10 protein-coding genes, 2 tRNA genes and 1 other RNA gene are annotated in these 22,305 nt (G+C 56.8%); 3 read left to right on the plus strand and 10 right to left on the minus strand.

Going from position 1 to position 22,305, the window contains the following annotated elements; translation table 11 throughout:
• Positions 1-240: 240 nt before the first annotated feature.
• The 7 genes from RWL87_RS06055 to RWL87_RS06085 all read right to left on the minus strand — a co-directional run bounded on the left by RWL87_RS06055 (position 241) and on the right by RWL87_RS06085 (position 17,965).
• The gene (locus tag RWL87_RS06055) at positions 241-2,358 is read right to left on the minus strand and encodes an S-layer homology domain-containing protein (protein WP_313969249.1); all 2,118 of its coding nucleotides are present in this window, start codon (positions 2,356-2,358) and stop codon (positions 241-243) included.
• A 334-nt stretch (positions 2,359-2,692) separates the two neighbouring features.
• Positions 2,693-6,031 carry an S-layer homology domain-containing protein gene (locus tag RWL87_RS06060; RefSeq protein WP_313969250.1) on the minus strand — a complete coding sequence of 1,113 codons (3,339 nt, stop codon included), beginning with the start codon at positions 6,029-6,031 and terminating at the stop codon, positions 2,693-2,695.
• Positions 6,032-6,293: 262 nt separating this feature from the next.
• Positions 6,294-8,357, minus strand: coding sequence for an S-layer homology domain-containing protein (locus RWL87_RS06065; protein ID WP_313969251.1), 2,064 nt, complete (start codon positions 8,355-8,357; stop codon positions 6,294-6,296).
• Positions 8,358-8,595: 238 nt separating this feature from the next.
• Positions 8,596-11,814 (minus strand): S-layer homology domain-containing protein, encoded by a 3,219-nt coding sequence (locus tag RWL87_RS06070; protein ID WP_313969252.1) that lies wholly within the window; start codon positions 11,812-11,814, stop codon positions 8,596-8,598.
• A gap of 210 nt (positions 11,815-12,024) precedes the next feature.
• Complete coding sequence (locus RWL87_RS06075; RefSeq protein ID WP_313969253.1) at positions 12,025-15,225, minus strand: S-layer homology domain-containing protein; 3,201 nt, start codon at positions 15,223-15,225, stop codon at positions 12,025-12,027.
• A gap of 501 nt (positions 15,226-15,726) precedes the next feature.
• On the minus strand, positions 15,727-16,797 hold the full coding sequence (locus RWL87_RS06080; protein WP_294642937.1) for an S-layer homology domain-containing protein: 1,071 nt from the start codon (positions 16,795-16,797) through the stop codon (positions 15,727-15,729).
• Positions 16,798-17,173: 376 nt separating this feature from the next.
• Positions 17,174-17,965: a peroxide stress protein YaaA gene (locus RWL87_RS06085; protein WP_313969254.1), complete on the minus strand. Its 792-nt coding sequence runs from the start codon at positions 17,963-17,965 to the stop codon at positions 17,174-17,176.
• A gap of 160 nt (positions 17,966-18,125) precedes the next feature.
• Here RWL87_RS06085 and rnpB point away from each other — a divergent pair.
• Positions 18,126-18,531, plus strand: an RNA gene (rnpB, locus tag RWL87_RS06090) — RNase P RNA component class A.
• Between the two features lie 133 nt (positions 18,532-18,664).
• Here the strand turns inward: rnpB and def are convergent.
• From def to orn, 3 genes are all read right to left on the minus strand, one after another.
• Positions 18,665-19,237 (minus strand): peptide deformylase, encoded by a 573-nt coding sequence (gene def / locus RWL87_RS06095; RefSeq protein ID WP_044141710.1) that lies wholly within the window; start codon positions 19,235-19,237, stop codon positions 18,665-18,667.
• A 118-nt stretch (positions 19,238-19,355) separates the two neighbouring features.
• Positions 19,356-19,428 (minus strand) — tRNA-His (locus RWL87_RS06100).
• 106 nt (positions 19,429-19,534) lie between these two features.
• The gene (gene orn / locus RWL87_RS06105; RefSeq protein ID WP_297606754.1) at positions 19,535-20,221 is read right to left on the minus strand and encodes an oligoribonuclease; all 687 of its coding nucleotides are present in this window, start codon (positions 20,219-20,221) and stop codon (positions 19,535-19,537) included.
• A gap of 239 nt (positions 20,222-20,460) precedes the next feature.
• Here orn and mptB point away from each other — a divergent pair, with 239 nt between their 5' ends.
• Both mptB and RWL87_RS06115 read left to right on the plus strand, forming a co-directional pair.
• Positions 20,461-22,134 carry a polyprenol phosphomannose-dependent alpha 1,6 mannosyltransferase MptB gene (gene mptB, locus RWL87_RS06110; RefSeq protein ID WP_313969255.1) on the plus strand — a complete coding sequence of 558 codons (1,674 nt, stop codon included), beginning with the start codon at positions 20,461-20,463 and terminating at the stop codon, positions 22,132-22,134.
• Between the two features lie 92 nt (positions 22,135-22,226).
• A tRNA-Arg gene (locus RWL87_RS06115) sits at positions 22,227-22,299 on the plus strand.
• Positions 22,300-22,305: the final 6 nt, after the last annotated feature.

Raw genomic sequence — 22,305 nt, forward strand, 5'->3', positions numbered from 1 at the left:
ATGCCTAAATATTGTGCTGATAAGCACAAACGCTGGTCACTGTACAAAAAAGAAAGCGCAAAAAACCCACCGCATTCGAAAAATTCGCACCTATGCAACCTCTGCAGGTTGAGAATATTCACAATGCGGTGGGCAAGGCAACATAAAAGTCACCCACAATAAAAGTGGCACATAAACAGAGCCATAAAGTCGCCTATTTGACGAAAGCTACCCAAAATAGTTAACACCGAGAACGGGACACTATGTGAGACGGCTGCCGCCGTGCTCCATGCGGTACAGCATCGTAGCGAGTTCCGTGTGCCCAATAAACGACGGCACATACGCCTCATAGGTAGACTGTTCACTGATGTAACCCCAAATGTGCTGATCAATCGCCCACTGGGACTCCTTACGGAACGAGTAATGCCAGCCAAGAACAGTATTCCACCCGCGTTCAGAAGAACCACCAGGCAGGCTACTCTTCTTTGATGCCGAAGAAACAGGACGAGGCTTCGCCGCAGGAACCTTACCCTGCGCCCTCTGATACCTATACAGGAACGCCACCGCCGAAGAATTGTAAACCTTCGCATCCGGGTGGAAATTACCATCAATCCAACCGAACGTAATGCTTTGCTGACGAGCCCACACAATCGCGGCATAGTCCGGGTCGCTAGGCTGAACATCCGGATACGGGCTGGCCTCCGGAAGCTCAACCTTCGGCGAACCCGCCAACATATAGAGAGCCACCGTCAGATCACGGCGCGTCATATTCTCAGAATAATAGGACTCTGACTTGGGAAGCTGCTGAGCCTTGTACCACCTCTTCGCAGCCTCACTCTCCTCAAACGCGTTCACCACCAAACCAATGTCAGTAGAAACAACCTGCTGCACAGAATCCGCGGCACCATCCTGACCGGGAAGAACCTTCTCCACCACCAGCTTGTAACCGCCCTGATAATTCAGCGCCTCACCGGGAACAGTGAGCGTCGCCTCCGTGTAACCGCTCTGGATACGGTCAGCCGCAATATCCTGCTCCAGCGCCTTCTGACCCGTCAGATTGCCAGAAGCATCCGTAGCCTGCAGCGAGAAGCGGTAATGACCCTCGGTGAGGTTCGGCAGATTCACGGCACGCACCTGCAACGTGTTCTTCTCCCAATAGGGGCTCACCTGCGGTGAATCAGAATAATATTGGTCCCTCTGCTGCGGCTCAACACGCAGAACCGGGGCGGCATCCTTCACCTCGGTGTTCGAGTTGGGTGAGCGCACCGGAATAAACGGGGCAACATCCGTCAGGAGGCTACCGGGGACCTTCTCCTCATCCGGATTCGGGAAGAAGCCGCTGTAGACGCCAATCATGTACGACTTGCCCGGCTGCAGAGTGCCCGCAGGAATTGTCACATCCGCAGAGAAATAGTTGTTCAGAAAACTCCAGCAATAGTATTCACCGCAATCCGTATAACGAACTGCATGAGTGAAAACAGGCTTGCCCACCATCAAACCCGTGGCGGGGTCAACCTCATACAGCATCAGATATGCCGGGGCACTCCCCGGCTCAACAAGTTGCTTAGAGAGAATGTGGTAGCCCTCAATCTTCAGTTGCGTATCAACCCAGGGGTTATCGACCGCCGGCATGCTGTACACATAAGTAGTATGATCCGGCTCAGGGTCCTGAGTCAGGCTGAGCGGAGTGCGGGCAGTAAGGCGGGGGTCCTCATACTCATCGGCGTTCGGCTCGCGCTCGCCCGCTGGGTAGTAGGTCAGCACCACGTCAAGGGCAGGCGAAGGGGTAGCCCGGATGGTCTGCTTCTTGACCTCGAAGGTGAAGGTGAGGCTCCCGTCCGGGTTGTCGCGGACAATACCGTCATCTCGAAGATGATCAACCTTGCCGCGGTACAGAGGATATTGGGTTGCCTCGCCGGTACGGGACCACTCGTAACCGGTACCACGGTTCACGAGACCGAACTGGAAGAGCTTGTACTTCTTACGGAACTCGGGGGTCAACGGGGAGGTCGTCACGGACACCGTGCCGCCCTGAGAAATATTGAGAGTGCCGGTGGTGACCTTCAAATCAATCTTGTCGGCATCGCTGACGCCAGTGGCTGCGGCACCTGTACCTGAGGCGGCGGGGGCAGCAGCTACGGGGGTTGCCTGCAACGATGCGGCAGGGGAGGCAGAGCTCACCGCATCCGCTTGAGCAGGCTCCACCTGTGCAGGCTGGTTCGGCGCCGCCAATGCTGCCGGGGTAATACCCACAAGCGGAGTCATGCCCAACAGCAGGGAGAAGCTAATTGCCTTCTTGCCCCGGGTATTTTGAAGGCGGTTTTTCTGGGCAGGCGTCTTAGCGCCCTGAGCTGTGGTTGGTTGGAAGAAAGAAGACACGGTTATCCCATCTAATGTTCTGCACTGTGCTTTCTATACCGCGGCTTTACACGGTGGTTTTTGCAGGGTGGTTTTCTGCACAGTGGCATTCTGTACGGTGATTGAAGTGAGTGAGGGAAAAAGCTGAGTGGAAGGGGAGAAATAAACGGTGAAAACGAACGAAAAGTTGAGTAGAAAAAGGGGTGCATCATTCGCCTGAGCGAAAGTGTTGGCGGGCTGAAAAGCCGGGCGAATCAGCCCGAAAATTTCAGCCCGCCATCACCGATTGTAAAGCAACACAACAACATGCCGTGTTGCCGCAGGAGGCGACTCTCAAATAGCTACTTCACGGCAACTACTTGAGACGACTGCCGCCGTGCGTCATGCGGTAGAGCATCAGTGAGAACTGCCAAGAGGAAACAGTATCCGAGCTGAAATTCTCACCGTGGCCTCGATAATATTCTGCGTATCCCCAGATAATCTGCTGGGTAGCCCACAGCGATTCCCTCCAGAACGCAGTATCCATACGCTCATACTCGGGCCAGTGCACCCGCGAACGTGAATCCCGTGTGGGAGACTCCTCCGGTACATTACTGCTATCTGACGTATCGCTCTTCGGTACAGGCGAAGACGGCAAACTGCTCGACTCCGGCGAAGACGCAGGGGTTAGCGCTCGTTGGTACCTGTACAGGAACGCCACCGTCGAGGCAATCGAAAGGTTCGCCTCCGGGTGGAACTTACCATCGACCCAACCGAACGTAATACCCTTCTGACGAGCCCAAATGTACGCGGCATAGTCTGGATCATCCGGGGCTACATCCGCATAAGGGCTGGTTGCAGGCAGCTCAACATGAGGTGCGCCCGCAAGACGGTACAGCGCCACCGTGACATCGCGGCGACTCAGCACAGCCTTATGCTCATCCAGAAGAACCTGCTGTTTAACCCACTCAACAGCCGCTTCCTGCTCCGCAGTGTAGCTTACAAAGAGCTCAAGGCCCTCAGAAGTGACCTGCTCGACCGTATCTGCGGCACCGTCTTTGCCGGGGGTTACCTTCTCCAGAACAACCCTGTAAGACCCCTCATAATTCAGAGCGCTACCGGGAATATTCAGCTTCTCATCCGTAGAACCATTCTGAAGGCGCTCAGCAGGAATGACCTGTTCCAGGGCCTTCTCGCCGGTTGGCTCGCCAGAATCATCCGTTGCCTGAACCGAGAAACGGTAATGACCAACGGTAAGCTTCGGAAGATTCGAGACTCGGGCGGTGAGGGTATTCATATCCTCGTACGGGCTGATGCGCTTATTCAGAATGTACAAGTCCGGACGCGCTACAGGCTGGTCAGGGTTAGGCTGCGTAGACCGCACGGGAAGGAACTCAGCGACACTGGTCAGTAGGCTACCGCTGTACTCCTCCTCGCCAGGACGAGGCAGATTAGAACCGTAGATGCCAATCATATAGAGCCTGCCCGGCTTCAACGTACCCGCCGGAATCGTCATCTCCGTGCTGAAGTAACGATTATGGAATCCGCCGCAAAGTTGTCCGCAACTTGTCAGCGGAATTATGTCGGAGAAAACAGGGCGTCCCATAATCTTTCCGGTGGCCGGGTCAGCCTCGTAGAGGGTGAGGTATGCAACCGATTCATGACCGCCTACCGCATGAGGATCGAGGATATGGTAGCCCTCAACCGTCAGAGTGGTATCCTGCCACGGCTTATCGATCGCCGAAATGCTGTAGCGGTACGTTGGCTGAACAGGCTCAGGGTCACGCACTACCGGCAGAGAAGCTCGTGCCGTAAGACGGCGGTCTGTCGACTCCCAACGCAAATCCGGCTCAGCTTCATCCGACGGGTAGAACGTCAACACGACATCGAAGAGAGTGCCCTCGGGTACATCAAAGATTTGCTTGCGAACATCAAAGGTGAACGTAATGCTTCCATCAGGGTTTTCATGAACCTTCCCCTGATTTCGAAGGGTAGCGACTCTCTTACCGTACTGGGCTTCAGGTAGCTTACTGCCGTAGCTTGACCACTCGTAGTCCTTCCCTCGCTCCACAATGCCGAACTCGAAGAGCGTGTACTTCTTGCGGAACTCAGCACTCAGCGGCGCGGTGGTCACAGAGACAGTGCCGCCCTCAGAAATATTGAGGGTACCTGAAGTGACACTCAAACGCACTTCATCAGATGCGGGAGGATTTATCGGGGTCGGAGGAGCAACCAGCTGCACGGGCGCAGTGACTGTAAAAATGTGACTACCCTTCTGATAAAGAGAATCTGAGAAAGCTACCCTCAGCTCTGCCTCAGAACCAAGGTACACATTCTGCAACTCCTTGATGACTGCAGAGTCAATTTCAAGTTCTACGGTGCGGGTACCGTCAGGGTTACGGACAACAATAATGTCATAATCAAAGTAAGGAATGTCAGTAATTCCGACGATAGTCTTTCGAGCGGTTTTACTATAAATGTCGACGGATTTGACGTAATACCCCAAATCAACTTCCGGGGAAATGTTAGAAATAGTAACTTTATATTTCCCTGCATGGTACGGATCAAGCGTCTGAGGAGACAGTGAAACCTTCGGAAGGGTATTGCGGTACGTATTGCTCTGGTAAGGCATTTTCGCGGGGTTCTTACCCACAGGAATGAAGGGGAAATCGCGCGCTACAGCGTTAATGCCGAAGGGAGAAGAATCAACCCCAGAGGGATAAGATCCAACCACGCTCAGATAATACCCCTTACCAGGCTTTAAAAAACCGGCAGGAATCGTAATCTTACGCTGAAAACGACCGTTAGGAATCAGACCATGAAAAACCCGCTTCAAGTACGGAGAATCTGCAGGAACTAAATCCTCGAAATCTAAATAACGATGATAACTTTCAGGATTATTCGGGTCGATTTCCACAAGGGTGAAACGCAGCTTATTCATCCCGTCAAAAACCGAACCCGTCATATTGATTTCAATCGGTTTTCCGGAATTAATCTGCTCCTCAGAAATAGAATCCACATCATAGGTAATAGAAGGCAAAGCAGACTGCGGGAAATTACTCGTCACGGCGAGTGCTGTGCGAATACGGTCCTCAGTGCTCCACTGATAGGGGTGTGCGTCATCCAGCGGACGGTAGGTCAAGATAACTTCGTACTCCATGCCTGCAGGTATACCGTTGGAGGATACTTCCAAGTCGGCGCTGAAAGTTCCGTCTGCTGAAAGCCTCGGAACATCAAAGCGCGGCCCCTGGTATGTGGGCTCCTGGTAAGGACCGACATAGGTAGAGGAACCCTTGGGCGCAATAATGAGGCTACGCAGCTCATGGTGTGCCAAGAATTCGGGAGTGAATCCAGTACCCTCAACATGCACCGTGCCACCAGTCTCAATTTTTAACGTGCCACTGGTGACACGCAAAGTCGGTAGCGAACTGGTCTGCTCGCCCTGGGCTACAGGATTCTGCTGGTTTTCTGTCTGGCGCTGGTTCAAAGCTGCGGCGGGGGAGGCGGGGGTCGCCTGTTCCGAATCTGCCTGAGCAGGTGCAACCTGTGCCGGTTGCACCGGGTGTTCGGGCGCCGCTAGCGCCGCAGGAGTAATACCGGCCAGCGGGCTCAAGCCCAGCAGCAACGACAGGCTGAGTGCGCGGGCGCTCGCCGGGTGGCGCGGGGTATAGGAGTGCGGCGGGGCGCCTCGTGGTGTGAAGAATGAAGACATCATTATCCCATCTACAAAAAACTATACGGTGAGTGAAGCGAGCGAACAGGTGAAGTGTGAATAGGTGAAGCGAGCGAAAAGGTTGAGCAAATCAAGGGTCGGGAAACCGGGGCGCTACTCGCGGGAAGACTCCCACCGGGTAACGCTCCCGAATCCCCTCACCGGTGCCTGTAAAGGATGCTAGGGGCGGGACAAGTCTAGCTGTTGAGCCTGCGGGAACAACAACTCGAAGAACACAGCTCGCCAGACCCCTCACGCACCGAAACTAACCAAGACGACTACCGCCGTGCGCCATGCGGTACAGCATGACCGAGAACTCCGAAGAGGAAACAGCATCCGAACTGAAACCCTCGGCGTAGCGGTGATCATAATCCGTATAACCCCAGATGAACTGCTGAGTAGCCCACAGCGACTCCCGCCAGAATGCAGTATCCGTACGCTCATAATCGGACCAATGCGAACGCGAAACCCGGACGGGAGAATCACCCGGCACGCTACCGTTCTTGGGCACAGACGAAGACGGCACACTGCTCGACTCCGGCGCAGGAGCCGGGGCAACCATCCGCTGGTACCTGTACAGGAACGCCACCGCAGAACGTGTCGAAAGGGCTGCCTCCGGGTGGAACTTGCCGTCCGCCCAGCCGAACGTAATACCCTTCTGACGAGCCCAAATGTACGCGGCGTAGTCCGGGTCGTTCGGTGCCACATCCGCGTAAGGGCTGGTTGCAGGCAGCTCAACATGAGGCGCGCCCGCGAGGCGGTACAGCGCCACCGTGACATCGCGGCGGCTCAACACAGTCTTGCTCTCATCCAGAAGAGCCTGCTGCTTAACCCACTCGACAGCAGCCTTCTGCTCCTCGGCAGTATTCGCCAAGAGGTCAAGATTCTCAGAAGCCACCGACTCGACCGCATCCGCGGCACCGTTCTTGCCGGGGGTTACCTTCTCCAGAACAACCCTGTAAGACCCCTCATAATTCAGCGCGCTACCGGGGACGTTCAGCGTCTCCTCAGCGGCACCATCGTGGATGCGCTCAGCGGGAATAACCTGCTCCAGAGCCTTCTCGCCGGTCAGCTCGCCAAAAATATCCGTTGCCTGAACCGAGAAACGGTAATAGCCCTCGGTAAGCTTCGGAAGATTCGAGACACGCGCGGTGAGAGTATTCATCTCCTGATACGGGTTGACGCGCTTATACGGAATGTACAAGTCCGGCCGCGCTACAGGCTGGTCAGGGTTCGGCTGGTTATCGCTCGGCTGCCCCGACCGCACCGGAAGGAACTGCGCAACACTGGTCAGCAGACTACCGCTATAATCCTCCTCACCCGGGTGAGGAAGATTAGAACCGTAGATACCAATCATGTAGAGCCTACCCGGCTTCAATGTACCTGCCGGAATCGTCATCTTCGTGCCGAAATAGTTATTGCGGAAACCCGTACAGTGATGCAGGCAGTTGCCCGTCAACGGAACAACATGGGAGAAAACAGGGCGTCCCATAATCTTTCCGGTAGCCGGGTCTGCCTCGTATAGAGTGACGTACGCCTGGCTGTCGTATCCACCTACGATATTCGGGGGAAGAATATGGTAGCCCTCAACCGTCAGAGTCGTATCCTGCCACGGCTTATCAATCGCCGAAATGCTGTAGCGGTACGTCGGCTGGTCAGGCTCAGGGTCGCGCACCGTGGGCAAGGGAATTCGTGCCGTAAGACGAGAATCTTCATACGGATAGTCGTGTGGGTCAGGCTTATCGGACGGGTAGTAAGTCAGCACCACGTCGAAGAGGGTACCCTCAGGAACCATCATCCACTGCTTCGGAATGTCAAGAGTGAACGTGACGCTCCCATCGGGATTATCGTGGGCCTTACCCTCAGCGCGGAGGTCGGCAACCTTGCTGCCGTACTGTGCCTCAGGAAGGGGATTGCCGTAATGTGACTGAAGGTAATTCTCACCGCGCTCCACAATGCCGAACTCATACAGCGTGTACTTCGAGCGGAACTCGGCACTCAGCGGCGCGGTGGTTACAGAGACAGTACCGCCCTCAGAAATGTTGAGGGTGCCCGAGGTGAGCTTCATGCCAACCGGGTTGTCAGGTTTCTTATCCTCAGCGGCGGGGGAGGCGGGGGTCGCCTGTTCCGGGTCTGCTTGAGCGGGTGCACCCTGAGTCGGTTGGTCAGATGCCGCCTGGGTTGGTGTGGCCAGTGCCGCCGGGGTGATACCCGCAAGCGGGCTCAAACCCAACAGTAGCGACAGGCTGAGCGCACGGGCGCTCGCCGGGTGGCGCGGGGCGGTGGAATGGCACCGGGCGCCTCGTGGTGTGAAGAATGAAGACATCATTATCCCTTCTACAAAAAACTGTACGGTGAGTGAAGCGAGCGAGTAGATGAAGCGAGCGAAGAAGTTGAGCGGATATAGTCTGAAAAGCCAGGCTAGGGGAGAAGAAGCCCTGTAAATCCTGATGTCAGGCAAGAGAAGCCGCTGGGGAGGGGAGGAACAGAGGCTGCACCGGCGGGCTGAAAAGCCGAACTATGTCGAGCATCCCAGCCCACCGGTCACCCATCACCACAACCGGGCTCTACATGAGGTGGCTGCCGCCGTGCGCCAAGCGGTACAGCATCAACGCAAAATCACCAGAGGAAATGGAAGAATTGTCAAAGTCCTCATAAGGGTATTCCCCGTCAACTTGGTAACCCCACATGCGGTGATCAACAGCCCACTGAGCCTCACGCCAGAAAGCGCTACCCTCACGAACCTTATGCTGCCAGCCACCGGAACTCTGGGGCGCATCCTGGTTACCCGGCAGCGAAGAAGAGGTCGGTGCCTTGGGCGTGACCTGACCCATCGCCTTCTGATACCTGTACAGGAAAGCCACCGTCGACGGGGTCGAAAGGGGCGCATCCGGGTGGAACTTGCCGTCCGCCCAACCGAAGGTAATACCCTTCTGACGAGCCCAAATATACGCGGCGTAGTCCGGGTCGTTCGTTGCCACATCCGCGTACGGGCTAAAAGCAGGTAGCTCAACCTTCGGGGAACCAGCTAAGCGGTACAGCGCCACCGTTACATCGTGGCGCGTCAGATTGCTATGCCAGGACATCGGCGAAGGACCAGGTAAAATCTCACGATCGGCAAACCAGCGTTCAGCAGCCTGCAACTCATCCTCACGCGTCAGCTTCAGAGGAATATCCTCGAAAGCAAGCTGCTCCACCGACTCTCCGGCACCATCCTTACCGGGGGTGACCCTCTCCATAAACAGACGGTACGCACCCGAATAGCTCAGCTGCTGATCAATCGTCAGATTCAGCTCCACCCTGCCGTCCTTGATGAGGTCAGCCGGGATTGCCTGCTGGAACACCGTCTGACCGGTCAAATGACCCTGCTCATCAACATGCTGCACCGAGAGGCGGTACGAGCCTTCACCCGGTGCAGAGAGCCCGGTAGCGCGTGCCGTAAACGAGTTCGTCTTCGCGTACGGGCTCAAACTTACCGACCCAAGGTGCAGTGCGGGCCCCGTGGACTCCTGATCGGGGGAATGCACCGGCAGGAACTCCGCAACATCATTCAGCATAGAACCCGGAGAATCTTCCATGCCGGGGTAAGGCACCCCGCCACCGTACACGCCCATGAAGTACAGTTTGCCCGGCTTCAACGTACCCGCCGGAATCGTCATCTCCGTGTTGAGGTAGTTGTTACGGAACGTGCCGTAGTTATCCTGCCGGTTAGTGAACTCCAGCGTGTGCGTGAACACGGGCTGACCCACCATCTTGCCTGTTGCCGGGTCAGCCTCATACAAGGCGAGAACCGGCTGTTCACCATCCCCCGCGAAGTTATTAGCCTGCGAGAGGACGTGCCAACCCTCAACCCTCAGCGTCGTATCCTTCCACGGGTTATCAATCGCAGACCGGCTGAAACGGTAGGTTGCGCGGGTCGGCTGCACATCCTGAACCACATCAATATGGGCGCGGATGTAAATACGATATATCGGACTCAACAAATCCCGCTCATTTACATCCGAGGGGTAGTACGACATGAACACGTCAAAGAGCTCGCCGTCCGCCGCCTCAACGTACTGCGGGGGAACCTCAAACGTGTAGGTGAGGCTACCGTCCGGGTTCTCACGCACCTGATGCTTCAAATCCTTGAGAAACCCGCCGTACTGGTCGAGAGGCGGATTATTATTACGCCAATCATGCACGTACACCGATCCACGTCGCACCAGAGCCAGCTCGTAGAAGGTGTACTTCTGACGGAATTCAGCGCTCAACGGGGAAGTCGTCACCGACACCGTGCCGCCCTGAGAAATATTGAGGGTTCCCGAATCGACCTTCAGCTGCACGTTTCCGGGGTTCACCGGGCGAACCGTATCAGCGGGAGGCGGCACCATCGGAAGCTGCGCGCTCACCGTGAACTTATGGCTACCGTACGAATACTCAGAGTTCGAGAACGTTACCTGAACTTCTGCCGTCGAGCCCACGTGAGAGGGGTAGAACCCGTCATCATCCTGAACCTTATATTCGATTTCTACCGTACGGGTGCCGTCAGGATTGCGGGTTACGATTTCGTCGCGCTTGTAGTGCTGGCCCGCCACATCGTTGACCGCGAAAGGCTTGGACTCACCAGAGGTAGCGTTATAAATCCGCACAGAGTCAATGTAGTACCCCAGGTCCACCTCGGGTGAAATATTAGAAATAGTTACCTTATAGACGCGGTCCTGACCGGGATCAAAATTCTGCGCATCAACAGATACCTTCGGCAGGGTATTCCTGAACGAATTATCCTGGTACGCCATACGCGCGGGGTTATTGCCCACAGGAACGAAGGGGAACTTACGCGACAGCTTATTCCACCCGTGGGTTTCCACACCGTAAACATCTAGGAAATACCCCTTACCGGATTTCAGGACTCCCGCGGGGATCGTGATCTTCTTCTGGAAGTAGCCGTTAGGAATCAGGCCCTCGAAAATGCGCTGATTCTCTTCCGTATCCGGCGCCTGGAACTCGCCCAGAGAAGCCACGCTGTAGGTCCTAATTGTTCCCTGCTCAGACAGCGTGAAACTCAAGGAACTGACATCCTGAAAACCGGTACCCGTCAGCGTCACCTCAACCGGCTGACCTGAGGCAATCTGCTCCTCAGAAATAGCCGAAACATCATAGGTGATGGAGGGGAGCACAGCCTTCGGGAGGTTGAACTCCACCGGCAGTGCCGTACGGACGCGGTCCTCAGTGTTCCATGCGTAGGGGTGCGCATCGTCTACGGGGTGGTAGGTGAGAATGACCTCGTACTCCAGGTTTGCCGGCAGGCTATTTGCCGGAACCGTCAGGTCGGCACTGAAACTGCCGTCAGCGGCCGGTTTTGGGGCGTCAAAGACAAGGCCGCGGTGATCAAGCTTCTGGTAGGGGTTAGCGTAGGTCGAAGAGCCCTTCGGCGCGATTGTGAGGCTACGCAGCTCATGATGCGCCAAGAACTCGGGGGACAGCCCGGTACCATCCACGTGCACGGTACCGCCGTGAAGAATGTCGAGGGAGCCGCTGGATACGCGCAGGGTCGGCAGGGAAGCATCCTGCTTATCGCCCTGCGCAGGTTTGTTCTGCGCAGGTTCGTTCTGTACGGGTGCGTTCTGCGCGGGGGCGTTCTGTGCAGGGGCTTCTTGAGGCGCCGCCAGCGCCACCGGGGTGATACCTGCAAGCGGGCTCAAGCCCAGCAGCAGTGACAGGCTGAGTGCACGGGCGCTTGCCGGGTGGCGCGGGATATCGGAGTGGCGCGGGGCGCCTCGTGGTGTGAAGAATGAAGACATCATAATCCCATCTACAAAATTTATACGGTGATTGAAACGAGTGAGTAGATGAAGTGAGTGAAAAAGTTGAGCGGATAAAGCCTGAAAAAAACCCTCAACAGGGGAGAAGAAGCGTTCTGGAGAAACGAATAGGAGGGGCGGTACCGGCGGGCTGAAAAGTCGAACTACGTCGAGCATTCCAGCCCACCGGTTACCCCTCACCACGACCGGGCTCTACATGAGGTGGCTACCGCCGTGCTCCAAGCGGTAGAGCATCAACGCAAAATCACCAGAGGAAATGGAAGAATTATCAAAGCCCTCATAAGGGTATTCCCCGTCAAAGCGGTAACCCCACATGCGGTGATCAACAGCCCACTGAACCTCACTCCAGAAAGCGGTACCCTGACGAACCTTATGCTGCCAACCGCCAGCACTCCGAGGCGCATCCTGGTTACCCGGCACAGACGAGCTACGCGGCAACGAGGCAGAGGTCGGCGCCTTCGGCGTGACCTGACCCATCGCCTTCTGATACCTGTACAGGAAAGCCACCGTCGACGGGGTCGAAAGCTTCGCCTCCGGGTGGAACTTGCCGTCCGCCCAGCCGAAGGTAATACCCTTCTGACGAGCCCAAATGTACGCGGCGTAGTCCGGGTCGCTCGTTGCCACATCCGCATACGGGCTAAAAGCAGGTAGCTCAACCTTCGGGGAACCCGCCAGGCGGTACAGCGACACCGTCACATCGTGGCGCGTCATACCGCTATGCCAGGACATCGGCGAAGGATTAGGCAAAATATCACGCTCAGCAAACCACTGCTCAGCCGCCTGCAACTCATCCTCACGCGTCAGCTTCAGAGGAATATCCTCGAAAGCAAGCTGCTCCACCGACTCGCCGGCACCATCCTTACCGGGGGTGACCCTCTCCAAGACCAGACGATAAGCACCCGAATAGTTCAGCTGCTGAGTGATCGTCAGGTTCAGCTCCACCCTGCCATCCTGGATGCGATCGGCGGGAATCGCCTGCTGGAACACCGTCTGACCGGTCAAACGCCCCTGCTCATCAACATGCTGCACCGAGAGACGGTACGATCCTTCACCCGGATCAGAAAGCCCGGTAGCGCGCGCCGTAAACAAGTTCGTCTGCGCATAAGGGCTCAGGCCCACCGACCCAAGGTGCAGCGTGGGCCCCGCAGAGTCCTGCTCGGGAGAATGCACCGGAAGGAACTCCGCAACATCATTCAGCATAGAACCCGGAGAATCTTCCATGCCGGGGTAAGGCAACCCGTTCCCATACATACCAATAAAGTAGAGCTTGCCCGGCTTCAACGTACCCGCAGGAATCTTCAGCTCCGCACTGAAATAGTTATTGCGGAACCACCTGGTGTTAACCCCGTAGTACGTGTAGTCATCCCGCTGAGTGAACACAGGCTCACCCACCATCTTTCCCGTTGCAGGGTCAGCCTCATAGATAGCGATGACCGGCCAATCATTACCAACCATTTCACTAGCCTGGGAGAGGATATGGCGTCCCTCAACCCGCAGCGTCGTATCCTTCCACGGGTCATCGATAGCGGATTGACTGAAGGTGTAGGTTCCACGGGTCGGCTGCGCATCCTGAACCGTATCAATATGCGCGCGGGCATACAAACGGTTCGACCTACTCGAAGGTTCCGGCTCAAATTCATCCGACGGGTAGTACGTCATCACCACATCGAAGAGCTCACCTTCGGCAGCCTCAACGTACTGCGGGGGAACCTTAAACGTGTAGGTGAGGCTACCGTCCGGGTTCTCCCGCACCTGATGCACCAAATCCTTGAGCATTCCGCCGTACTCGTCGAGAGGCTCATAACTATTGTGCTCCGCATACACGTACACCGACCCGCGCTGCACCAGAGCCAGCTCGTAGAAAGTGTACTTCTTACGGAACTCGGGGCTCAACGGGGAAGTCGTCACCGACACCGTGCCACCCTGAGAAATATTGAGGGTTCCCGAAGTCACCTTCAACTCAACATTCCCCGGGTTCTCCGAATCAACAGCATCAGCGGCAGGAGGCACCATCGGAAGCTGCGCGCTCACCGTGAACTTATGGCTACCGTACGAATACTCAGAGTCCGAGAACACCGCCCGCACTTCAGCCACTGAACCGCGGGAAGAAGGCCTATTGTAGGAATCGCCGTGAACCTTATACTCAACCTCCACGGTCAGAGTACCGTCAGCGTTGCGGGTTACCAGCTCGTCACGCTTATAGTATTGGCCCGCTACATCATTCCTCGCAAAATATGCCTGCTCACCAGAGGTAGCGTTATAAATCGCCACAGAATCAAGGTAGTACCCCAGATCCACCTCGGGTGAAATATTAGAAATAGTCACCTTATAGACACGGTCCTGACCGGGATCAAAGTTCGGGGAAGATACAGAAACCTTCGGCAGGGTATTCCTGAACGAATTATCCTGATACGCCATGCGCGCAGGATTATTGCCCACAGGAACGAAGGGGAACTTGCGCGACAGCTTATTCCACCCGTGGGTTTCTACACCGGAAACACCCAGGGAATACCCCTTACCGGACTTCAGAACTCCCGCGGGGATCGTGATCTTCTTCTGGAAATAGCCGTTCGGAATCAGGCCCTTGAAAATGCGCTGATTCTCTTCCGTATCCGGTGCTTTCAGTTCACCAAGCGAAGCCACGTTATCGTTCGTGACCTTTCCCTGCTCGTCATGTTCGGATAGGGTGAATTTCACGGTACTGACATCCTGAAAACCGGTACCCGTCAGCGTCACCTCAACCGGCTGACCTGAGGCAATCTGCTCCTCAGAAATAGCCGAAACATCATAGGTGATGGAGGGGAGCACAGCCTTCGGGAGGTTGAACTCCACCGGCAGTGCCGTACGGACGCGGTCCTCAGTGTTCCATGCGTAGGGGTGCGCATCGTCTACGGGGTGGTAGGTGAGAATGACCTCGTACTCCAGGTTTGCCGGCAGGCTATTTGCCGGAACCGTCAGGTCGGCACTGAAACTGCCGTCAGCGGCCGGTTTTGGGGCGTCAAAGACAAGGCCGCGGTGATCAAGCTTCTGGTAGGGGTTAGCGTAGGTCGAAGAGCCCTTCGGCGCGATTGTGAGGCTACGCAGCTCATGATGCGCCAAGAACTCGGGGGACAGCCCGGTACCATCCACGTGCACGGTACCGCCGTGAAGAATGTCGAGGGAGCCGCTGGACACGCGCAGGGTCGGCAGGGACGCATCCTGCTGATTGCCCTGCGCGGGCGCGTTCTGCGCAGGTTCGTTCTGTACGGGTGCGTTCTGCGCGGGTTTTTCTTGAGGTGCCGCCTGCTGAGCCGCCACCGGCGTCAAAGCCAGCAGCGGAGACAAACCCAAAACCAGGGAAGCACCCGCAACCTTTCGGCGCGTGCCACGAGCAGGCTTAAAGAACGAGGACATCATTATCCAATCTGAATTTTCTGCATGAAAGAGGGCGAATGAGAAAAGAAGTTGAGAGGATAAATGAGTGACAGTCCACCGCACCGAACTCGCCCCGAATCCATATCGTAGAGGAGCCGTAGCGGCGGCATGCTGAAGTGCAATTTCAGCCTACCAACCCGCCCCTTGAACATTCAATGAAAACACGAGAAAAACATGCCGATGAGAGTTATAAGACAAAAAAATCAAAAACTACGCCCCGGCTTTGTATAAAGCCCAAACCCCCCAAAAAGACCACACATAGAGAAATAAAAACTGGAAACATCACCAGCACTAAAACGGCACCCAGCAGCGACTGCACCAGCAGCGCCCGCACCAGAAAACGGGCACACGAAAAGGGGCGGTGAAAGAAAAACTCTCACCGCCCCTTCTATAGCCACTATCTTCAGCTGCTGTTCTTAGAAGTCAACCCAAGCTAAAACGTGTAGGGTCAACCGCCTGGTTCACGGCACCTGCCGAATCCTAATCATCGATATAGGGGCTACTGGGGATGGTGTCAAGCATGTCGAGCATTGACAGGACACGAGCCAGCTCCTCGCGGGTAGCAGTCTTGGTCGGACGGAAATCCTTGCTCTTATAGTGATATCTCGTATCGATATTCACCGACGAGTGCAGCCACACCGACTCGGTGTAGAACGGGGCACCCGGCTTCATATCCTGCGGGGTAGTGGGACGGAACCAATAAGAACGACGACCGGGGGTAAGCATAAAGTAACGGTAGAAGAACGCAGCCATCGTAGCGCGGCTAGCCACCGCCTCCGGGTGCATCTTACCGTCAGACCAGCCGGAAGTCAGACCGTTCTGATACGCCCAAATATACGCCGGGTAACGCTCATCCTTCGGGGACAAATCCGGGAAAGGAGAACGCGCAGGAAGCTTCACCTTCGGCGAGCGGGCGCCTCGGTAGATTGCATCCATCAGGTCGCCGCGGGTCACCGCACGCTTAGGGTAGAAGCAACGTTCCTTATCGAGCAGCAGAACCTTTGCCTTACATGACCTGTAGATATCGGGGGCGTACTCGCCATCCATATCAATGTCCACAATGAAAGGTGCCCACGCGAACTCCGTGTCAATCTTGGGGCGAACTTCAAGAGTGCGCAGAATGGTGTACTGCTGACGGCGCGGACGAAGAGACAAGCGAACCCCGTAGTTTCCATTCGGGCCACCGGTGATCTCAGAATCAATGACGTGATGCCTAATGTAGACATCATTCTCGATGCGCTTCTTCGGCTCAAGAGAGAAGAAATAGAACTGGGTGAAGCCCTTCTCCTTGGTGTAGTAGCCAACCTCAATATACGGGGTGTACAGACCGGTATCAAGCACAGCCTGCAGGCCGGTAATCTCGTAGCTGAGGTTGAAGCCGCTAATATCAAACGACGCCTCGGTAACCTTGAAGGTCAGCGGGGTGGTCTTAACGTCCAAGGTGGCAGCCTGGGCGTTCTGCTCGCTGGCGTGGTAAGCGCCCAAAGCGCCAGCGACTGTTAGTGCTGCTGCACCCTTAAAAAGGGCGCGACGAGAGGAAAAAGTAGACATAACGTTGTCCCATCGATGTGTTTCTGAGTGGTTACTTCTACGCTAGCAAACCAATAACCATTGGGTAAGCCTCTAGTCGTTTGCTATACGTACGTGGCGTGACGTGTTTCCATATGTGTTGAGTTGAAAATGTGAATGTTAGTGAGTGAAATACCCGCCACCAATGGCGAGACGTTTAACACTATAAACATTTTTACTCGCAAAAAGAAGGCGGCTAGCTAGACACTAACCGCCTTCTCTGCTCATCAAAAGCTACCCCTAAAATGTGGGGAAATGTGGTTTTACAAGGGGTAATACAGATTTAAGCCCCTAGAAAAATAGTTAAAAAATTTTCAATATGATGCAAAAAATAAGAGGAAATAAATAGTTGGGCAACCTACTGCTCATGCACCAGCAGCGTCAAAACACCCGCCTTACGCGCCGTCGGCAGGGTGCACTCCACCGACCAGTCCTCGCTGACCGCCTCCAAAAATTCGGCAATACCCGCCGTGGAGCCATCAATAGGACGAGCCGCCAAACCCGACTGAATCAGGTAGCGCGCAAACAAGCCACGGTAATGCTTCGCCATGTGCGAGACAACCTTACGCGACCCATCAGCCGCGACACGCTCCACACGAACCGCCAGAGTCTGCGACGGGGGAGTCACCCACGACTTCGCGTAGGCGGCAGAACGGCAATCCAGAATCAGCTGGTCCTTCGCAGTTGCCTCCAGGGTGGTACCCAGCGCGCCCTTCCAGAAGGAGGCGAGCGCACCAATCGAACCCAGCTTCACGCCCATGGACAGGCGGTAGGCGGGGATTGCATCCTCGGGGCGCAGAATACCCCACAGCGCCGAAGAAATCAGCAACGACCAGTGCGCGGCGTCGCGTTCGGCGGGGGAGAAGCTTGCATAATCCAGCGCCTCGAACAGCACACCCGTGTAGGTGCAAATTGCGGGCTGCGCCGGTTCGGTGAGCAGGCGCGTGTTGCGTTCCACCTCTGCTTCGAGGGATGCACCCACCTTGAGTTCCGCCAGGGCGTCGGGGCCCGAGCTAACTGCCGCCAGCTCCTCCAGGACGCTCTCACGCTCGGCAGTGAGCTCGGGGAACGAGAGGTCAGCGAAGCATACGGGCGCGTTGCCAGCCGGGGCGGGGGTCTTACCTTCAGACGGGGGAAGAAGAATCAGCATCTCTCCAGTGTACCCGCGAGACGCAGGGTAGCTACGAGGCGCAGTGTAGTTGCGAGACGTCAGCGTGCCCGCGAGGTCGCTAGTGTACCCATGTGTACCTGCGAGACGAACCCAGAAAATAGCTACCGCCAGGGGTGTGCGTATAATGGGTGAGGTGAAACGGGCCGTCCGGGCAATCGCGAGGCACACGTGCTTCGAGGAAAGTCCGGGCTCCACAGCACAGGATGGTGGATAACATCCACTCGGGGTAACCCGCAGGCCAGTGCCACAGAAAGTAAACCGCCGCGGTTCGCCGCGGTAAGGGTGAAAGGGTGGTGTAAGAGACCACCAGCGGGCGCGGTGACGTGCCCGGCTAGGTAAACCCCATTCGGAGCAAGGTCAAACAGAATACGCCATGGTAGGGTAGTGCGCCCGATCCCCGTCAGCTTCCTTTACGGAGGTGGGGTGCGTATTCGGGTAGGCTGCTTGAGACGTGCGGCAACGTACGTTCTAGATAGATGATTGCCTCGAAACGCCCCTTTAGGCGGCGTTTTAGACAGAACCCGGCTCATAGGATGACCCGTTTCACGCTACCGTTAGCTGACGGAAAACATTATCGGCTGATGGAAAACGAAGACCGCGAATGCGCTTTTAGAGTGCATTCGCGGTCTTCGTTTTAAGTTCTCGGGAGGTCGGTCCGACCTTCAAAAGAGCTCGTGATTAGTGGCCGAAGGGATCCGGATCCACGCCGGGCATCCACGAGTTACCGTCGACGGTCCAGCCTTCCTTCTTCACGACCTTCTTCATCTTGCCGGTCCACTTCTTGTTCAGACGGTTCACGTACAGCTTGCCGTCCAGGTGGTCAGTCTCGTGCTGCATGCAGCGTGCGAACCAGCCGGTCGCCTCAAAGTGGACGGGGTTGCCGTGCTCGTCAAGACCATTCACGGTCACCCACTCGGCGCGCTTGAGGGGGAAGCCGTAACCGGGGAAGGACAAGCAGCCCTCTTCCTCCTCGTACGGGTCCGGGTCAGCGGTAGAAATCTTGCCCAGGGTCAGTACCGGGTTGATGATGCAGCCGCGCGGGGGAACGCCGTCCTCATTCTCCATCTTGTAGGTGAAGATGCGCAGGCCCACGCCAATCTGCGGTGCCGCCAGGCCCACACCGTTGGATGCGTCCATGGTTTCGTACATGTCAGCTACGAGTTCCTTGAGCTCATCATTAAACTCGGTGACGGGTGCCGCGGGGCGGTGCAGAACGGGGTTGCCGTGAATAACGATGGGGCGAATAGCCACGGAATTATCCTTTGCTTGTGTTGAATGGGAACTTGCCGGGTACACCGTGCGCGGGTGAACCGGATTGAGGGTAAGCGAAAGGGTCGTTACGGATAACCATAACGACCCTTTCCATCGGGGTGATCGACGGGGGTTGAACCCGCGACCTCCTGGACCACAACCAGGCGCTCTGCCAACTGAGCTACGACCACCATGTGCTTCGCTTGGTTTCCCTTGCGATATGCAACGGATACTACTGTACAGGAGATTCAGAAACCTGCCAAGTTGAAAAGCCGTGATGCTCGTTACATGTTGTGCTTACGTCTCGGATGCCTCAGCCGCATCAGAAACGGAAGCCTCAGCCTCGCGCTCAGCCGCCTCGCGTGCGGCACGCTCAGCCTCCACCTCACGCGCAATCTGCGCCGAAGCAATCGCGTCCGGGCCCTGCGGCACAAAAATGGCGCGGCGGTAATACTTCAACTCATCAATCGAGTCCTTGATATCGCCCAGCGCGCGGTGGTTACCGGTCTTCGCCGGGGCACTGTGACGAGCCGCCGGGTACCAGCGCGACGCCAGCTCCTTAATGGTGGACACGTCAATCACGCGGTAGTGAAGGTGCGCCATGACCTCTGGCATGTAACGCTCCAAGAAACGCTTATCCATACCCACCGAGTTGCCGCCCAGCTGCGCCTTGCCCGCCACCGGAACATACTTCTTGATGTAACGAAGCACCTGCTCCTGCGCGTAATCCATCGACACACCGTGCTCAATATCGGGCAGCAGACCCGACGCCTCATGCATCGAACGCACAAAGTCATTCATGTTCTCCAGCGCACCGGCAGGAGACTCGTCACCGGGCTTAATGACGAACTCAACGCCAGAACCCAGAATGTTCAAATCGGCATCCGTGACCAGAACGCCCACCTCGACGAGAGCGTCATTCTCCACGTCCAGGCCGGTCATCTCGCAGTCAATCCATACAATACGTTCACTAGAAATACTCACCCTCCCACTCTACCCCCAAATGCCGCCGGTCCGGCGGGCAGCACGTCACAAAAAGGGCACAAGATGGTGCAAGACGGCACAGGCGGATGCGCAAACGGCGGCAATGGGGGATAACTGCGCCACTCTGCGTGCCCTTGAGGAACGTCCACAAGTGCCTTCGCAACAGTGATTCTCGCAAGTGCATCCAAGGGCTCCGGTATGATAAAAACCAGAACGACGATGCAGACAGAAAGGGAGTTATGCGCGCACCAAAGGAGCTAGCACACCGGCTCAACACCCCCGGCGCACACGACGCACCTCTCTCACCCAAACTCTTGGACTACGTCAATAACCACCGTCTGCGCACGGTGATTATCGGCACCATCGGCTCCATCATGGTCACCCTCGGCTCCTACGCCGTCGGCTGGCTCGCCGACAGCTCCAGCTTCTGGCGCTATGACATTATCCGCGCCATCCGATTCGAAGCCGCATGGGTCATCACCGGCATTATTCTGCTCGCCCTCGGTGCTATGATCATGTGCCGTGAATGGCTGCGTATCTACCAGAAAATGGGCGACTGGAACGAACCAAACACCATGCGTTGGATGATCGCCGTCATCACCAGCTGGTCCCTGCCGCAGGTCTTCGCCTTCACCATCTACAGCCGCGACATGTTCTCCTACTATGGACAGGGCATGGTCATGGCGCACGGCCTCAACCCGTACAAGCACGGTGTCTCCGAAATCTCGAACTTCATGCAGAACGGTGCGGACCCCATGTGGGCGGAATCCCCGCCCCCGTACGGCCCGGTCTCCCTCACGCTCGAAGAGTGGATTGTGCGCCTGGCGGGGGAGAACATCGACCTCTCCCTCTTCTACTTCCGCCTGCTCTCCGTGCTCGCGGTCATCGGCATCCTCTTCTACGTGGCAAAACTCGCCAAGGCACACGGCTTCAACCAGGTCCGCGCCCTCTGGCAAATCGGCCCGAACCCGCTGTTCATCGCATCGTTCATTGCCAGCGGCCACAACGACTCGCTCATGACCATGTTCATGCTCGGCGGCCTCTACTACGCCAAGCGCTACCGTGACACCTGGTGGGGCGGCCCGCTCGGCGTGACCTTCGTAGCCCTCGGCGTTGCCGTCAAGCCGCTCGCTCTCGTGGTGCTGCCCTTCGTGGGTCTGCTCTGGGCGGGTAAGAACGCCTCCTGGCCGCGCAAGTTCATCTTCTGGGCGCTCTCCGGCGTGCTGCTGCTCGCCGAAATGGCGCTCATGGGCTGGGTGACCGGACTGGAATTCGGCTGGATTAAGGCACTGTCCACCACTGGTGGCCAGTACATCTGGTACACCCCCTTCGGCCTAGTCATCGGCGCCGCATCCCTGTTCGTTCAGGGAGACGCCTTCGAGGTCGTCCGCAAGCTCATCGAGACCGTCGGCAAGGGCATCGGCATGCTCGGCGCAGTAGCCATGGCATTCGTTGGACGCGACCGCAACATCGTGCGCCACGCCGGCCTCGCGATCCTGTTCATGCTCCTGTGCAGCCCCATGATTCAGCCCTGGTACCTGCTCTGGGCCATCCCGATGCTCGCCGCAACCGGCCTGCGCTCGCACTTCCAGCTCATGTGGTACTTCATCACCACGCTGTTCTTCATGGCGTACGGCGTGAGCGACCAGCTGAACGTGTCACCCTACCTGCGTGACTTCAACCAGGACATGGGCCGACTCATCGCGACGGTTATCTGCCTGGGCTACATCATCTACCTGGTCGCCCTCGACCCGGCAACCCGCCGCCTGGTGTACGTGAGCCTGCACCCCACGCAGATTCGACGCACCACCATCCGCCTGTGGTGGCAGCTGTTCCCCGGCGCAACCCGCCGCCGTGCACGCCGCCGCGAGGTGAAGAAGGCAGAACGCGAAGCCGCCAAGGTAGGCTCCTAGCGCGTCAGCCGGATGCGCCGCCCAACGGACCGGCCCCCGCGTGAGAGGCGCGGTGCATGAGAGGATCAAATTCTCATGTACCCTAGAGGAAGGCCTCAGTAGCTCAGAGGATAGAGCAGGAGCCTTCTAATCTCTTGGTCGGGGGTTCGATTCCCTCCTGGGGCGCCGCAC

Source organism: uncultured Rothia sp. (assembly GCF_963555405.1).
Classification (GTDB): Bacteria; Actinomycetota; Actinomycetes; order Actinomycetales; family Micrococcaceae; genus Rothia.

Excerpts from the sequence above, each read along its gene's own strand:
- RWL87_RS06080 (WP_294642937.1), bottom strand. The coding sequence starts at position 16,797 with ATGTCTACTTTTTCCTCTCGTCGCGCCCTTTTTAAGGGTGCAGCAGCA.
- RWL87_RS06065 (WP_313969251.1), bottom strand. The coding sequence starts at position 8,357 with ATGATGTCTTCATTCTTCACACCACGAGGCGCCCGGTGCCATTCCACC.
- RWL87_RS06060 (WP_313969250.1), bottom strand. The coding sequence starts at position 6,031 with ATGATGTCTTCATTCTTCACACCACGAGGCGCCCCGCCGCACTCCTAT.
- RWL87_RS06085 (WP_313969254.1), bottom strand. The coding sequence starts at position 17,965 with ATGCTGATTCTTCTTCCCCCGTCTGAAGGTAAGACCCCCGCCCCGGCT.
- RWL87_RS06075 (WP_313969253.1), bottom strand. The coding sequence starts at position 15,225 with ATGTCCTCGTTCTTTAAGCCTGCTCGTGGCACGCGCCGAAAGGTTGCG.
- RWL87_RS06070 (WP_313969252.1), bottom strand. The coding sequence starts at position 11,814 with ATGATGTCTTCATTCTTCACACCACGAGGCGCCCCGCGCCACTCCGAT.
- mptB (WP_313969255.1), top strand. The coding sequence starts at position 20,461 with ATGCGCGCACCAAAGGAGCTAGCACACCGGCTCAACACCCCCGGCGCA.